This is a genomic window from Lutispora sp., from assembly GCF_041687175.1.
Taxonomy (GTDB): domain Bacteria; phylum Bacillota; class Clostridia; order Lutisporales; family Lutisporaceae; genus Lutispora.
This window is the reverse complement of the sequence record NZ_JAWLCK010000205.1, coordinates 1-3,219: the sequence shown is the minus strand read 5'-3', so window position 1 is coordinate 3,219 and position 3,219 is coordinate 1. Positions and strand designations below refer to the sequence as shown.

Genomic DNA, 3,219 nt, shown 5'->3' with positions numbered 1-3,219 from the left:
CCAATCATCATCTATCATAACTCTAATTACCCAATGTAATCTATATTTTAGCTCATTTTTAAGGGTCAAAAAACGGTTTTTATCACCGATTTTTGACCCAATTTTCAACCTTCAACCACTATTTAGCATGGTCAGCCTCTATTATTTTTTCTCCGATCCACATTATGTCATCTTAAATTTACTCTCTTTCGTAGGATGTTGGCAATCAGACTTCGCTATCTCTCGTCTCCTTGGGCAGCTCAATCACTCAATAAATTATGAGCTCCTTCCAGTGTTTTAGTCGCCTTGAAGTATAGATCATGGATATCACCATAATCTACTTTTTCTTCTCCTTCTCCACGATATGGTACTCTTATAAAATGCCTTGATAAATCTTGTAAAATTCTATTTGCATCAATTATTTTCAATATATTCCGCTCTTCCATTCCCTCAACACACAGTGTTTTGGCAGTATTAATATCATCAAATAGGGGCGGATATTCTATGTATTTTTCAATTCCTGAAAGAACATCCGCAACACCAAATAAGTTGTTCTTATCATATGCATCCCACCTTGGATGATCCTTATCAACTAAGTCAACATATCTATTGTCTGTTACAATTCCCGCAAGCTGCGCTGCACTGGACTCAATTGCATAAGTAAAGTTTTGAACTTTGTCCCGGGGCATTTCACCATATATTTTTGTCCTTAAATCGTATCTTTCCTTTGGTGACATTGTTGGTTCCAAATGGTATGGGTTAATCTCTTCGACTAATTGAACAACTTTTTCCACAGAAAGCGAATCATTTCCAATATTATCATCTGCATTTCCTTTATCATCATAATCTATAAATGAAAAATCAATTAGCTCTTGTAACTTTTTAGGGCTTTCTGCATAATTTCTTACATCCTCACCAACAGCATAATCTGCCCATTCACGAGTATTGATAAAACCTACCTCATGTTTGCCATCAGTCAATACTGCACGAACGGCGTTTGCATTATCAACTAGTGCAAGCAGGATGAGTGCATTTTTACGGAAGGTATTGGATTTTAAGGTTTCCTCAGTATCATACTGTACAAGCACTTCAGAAGAAGCAGAATATACAATTTCAATATAATAAGGCTTTTCACTGGTGTGCAATTCAAAATGGTCGTACTGAACATCTTCTGGTACAGGCAATAAACTAATCAGCTTACCAACTGCGGAGTTATCACCTATGTACTTTGTGCGAGAATTCCAAAGTTCCTCTGCAGGGCCAAACTTCATTGATTTAGTTGAGTCTTCTGGCACAAAGCCAGAGTTACCTTTGCTAGCAGGATTTGATATAAGCCCCAAGCAGATTACCACAACTATAATAACGGAAAAAGTAACAATCCAAAACTTTGGCTTTTTATAGTTTAGCACATTCTTAATCCTGCCTTTTACATTTCCCTCGCCAAAGGCAAGGGGACTACCATTTATAATATGTCTCCCTGCAGCAAGAGATAATAACGAATTAGCATAGAGCTTTTTAATATCTTCATTCATTTCTCTCAATACTCTTTCATCACAGGAAAGCTCCATATCCGTACTCATCAATCTGAATGCAATCCATACAAGAGGATTAAACCAGTGGATGGACAATATTAAGAATGCTAATATTTTAATAATATGGTCTTTTCGTTGGATATGGATCTTTTCATGTATCAAAATATAGCTTCTTTCGGTGGTGTTAAGTCCAAACGGCAAATATATCTTTGGTCTTATTAATCCAAGCACAAATGGTGTTTTTAAATTCTTAGCTTCGTAAATATTCTTCTCTATCAACTGTGCATATTTGAGTTGTCTTTTTAATTGAAAAACTGAAATGAGACTATAAATTAGTAATACCATTACTCCTAAAATCCAAATGTATGATCCAATTTCTATATAAATCTGCAATGGATTTACACTTGCTCCAATAGTTGATCCAGGAAGTGATTGGTTTACGAATGAGTCAACTACTTCTATCCCACTATTAATTTGTGGACTTTCCTGATAGATAATATCATAAGGTATTGAAACAGCATTTGTATTCCGTGGCATAAAGCTAAACATACTTTCAAAGGAGAATGGAATTATTAGCCGAAATGCCACCGCACCCCATAAGGCATAGGAGATGACTTTTGGAGCTTTTCTGAGTAGCAGTCTGGCAAGTATCACAAAGAGGATTACATAGTTCGCCGTAAGGCTCATATTTAGGACAATAAGAAATAGTTCTCTCATTGCTACACCTCCTTGTGCTCGTCAATCAATTTTTTCAACTCTTCAGCCTGGTGTTTGCTTAATTTTTTACCGCCGATAAAAAAAGCTGTTAGAAATTTTGGCAAGGATCCTCCAAAGTTATCCTCAACAAAATGTATACTTTGGCTAGCATAATATTCATCCTTTGTAACTAGAGATGAGACTACAGCATTATTATTTTGAAAAATACCCTTTTCACATAACTTTTTCAGTACCGTATATGTTGTTGATTTTTTCCAATTCATTTCTTTTTCACATAGCTTCACAAGAGCGCCTGAACCAATGGGCTCATTCTGCCAAATTAGTTCTGCAAACTTTTCTTCACTTTCTGCAAGTTTATAATCCTTCATGATAAACCTCCTTGGTCTATTTAGTATAGACTTTATATCATAAGTCTATACTAAATAGACCAAGGAGTCAATGATATTTTCCAAATATGGCAGCGTTTTCAAATTTGAGTATTTACCCTTTTGAGGGATAAGCATGCTTGCATAAAATGTATATCCATCCTATCTCCTCAACCCTTTCTTCATAGGCTTACTTTTGCTAGTTCGTCTACTAATTTGTCTAACCAGCATACCTTCTGCATAAGCGGATCTTCGATTTCCTCGACGTGAACTCCACAGATTACTCCGGTTATTTTGGAACTGATAAATGGGATCAACCGTACTGAATTTCACATTTATTGTTTATCTCATTCCTTAAAAACCTGACATAAACTAGTGCTAGATTTTGCCGAAAATATACGGACATAAGCTTCTATATCTCTCAAATGCTCTCGCACTAATTGTTCTTCTACGCCAAAAGGAGCATATACCGTATAAATGACACGTGTTGTATCCTTAGTTATGGCGGTTCGCAGGTCTGGACCCCGAAGGATACTTGAGATAACAGCCTCCTGATCCGCAATCATGAAATCTCCTGATATGGTTGTTACATCTTTCCCATTCATGGCGGTATATCTTTCGTTGCC

The 3,219-nt window shown here is 36.2% G+C and carries 2 protein-coding genes and 2 pseudogenes; all 4 read right to left on the bottom strand.

Annotated elements, in window-relative coordinates:
• Positions 1-239 precede the first annotated feature (239 nt).
• Positions 240-2,228: a M56 family metallopeptidase gene (locus ACESM9_RS15285; protein WP_373000690.1), complete on the bottom strand. Its 1,989-nt coding sequence runs from the start codon at positions 2,226-2,228 to the stop codon at positions 240-242.
• A 2-nt stretch (positions 2,229-2,230) separates the two neighbouring features.
• Positions 2,231-2,596: a BlaI/MecI/CopY family transcriptional regulator gene (locus tag ACESM9_RS15280; protein ID WP_373000687.1), complete on the bottom strand. Its 366-nt coding sequence runs from the start codon at positions 2,594-2,596 to the stop codon at positions 2,231-2,233.
• Between the two features lie 159 nt (positions 2,597-2,755).
• Positions 2,756-2,892: pseudogene (locus ACESM9_RS15275) on the bottom strand (DUF2200 family protein); the annotation flags it as partial.
• 48 nt (positions 2,893-2,940) lie between these two features.
• Positions 2,941-3,219 (bottom strand): annotated as a pseudogene (locus ACESM9_RS15270) (hypothetical protein); the annotation flags it as partial.

What these genes read in the sequence shown, in the direction of transcription:
- ACESM9_RS15285 (WP_373000690.1), bottom strand. Translation starts at nt 2,228, where the DNA reads ATGAGAGAACTATTTCTTATTGTCCTAAATATGAGCCTTACGGCGAAC.
- ACESM9_RS15280 (WP_373000687.1), bottom strand. Translation starts at nt 2,596, where the DNA reads ATGAAGGATTATAAACTTGCAGAAAGTGAAGAAAAGTTTGCAGAACTA.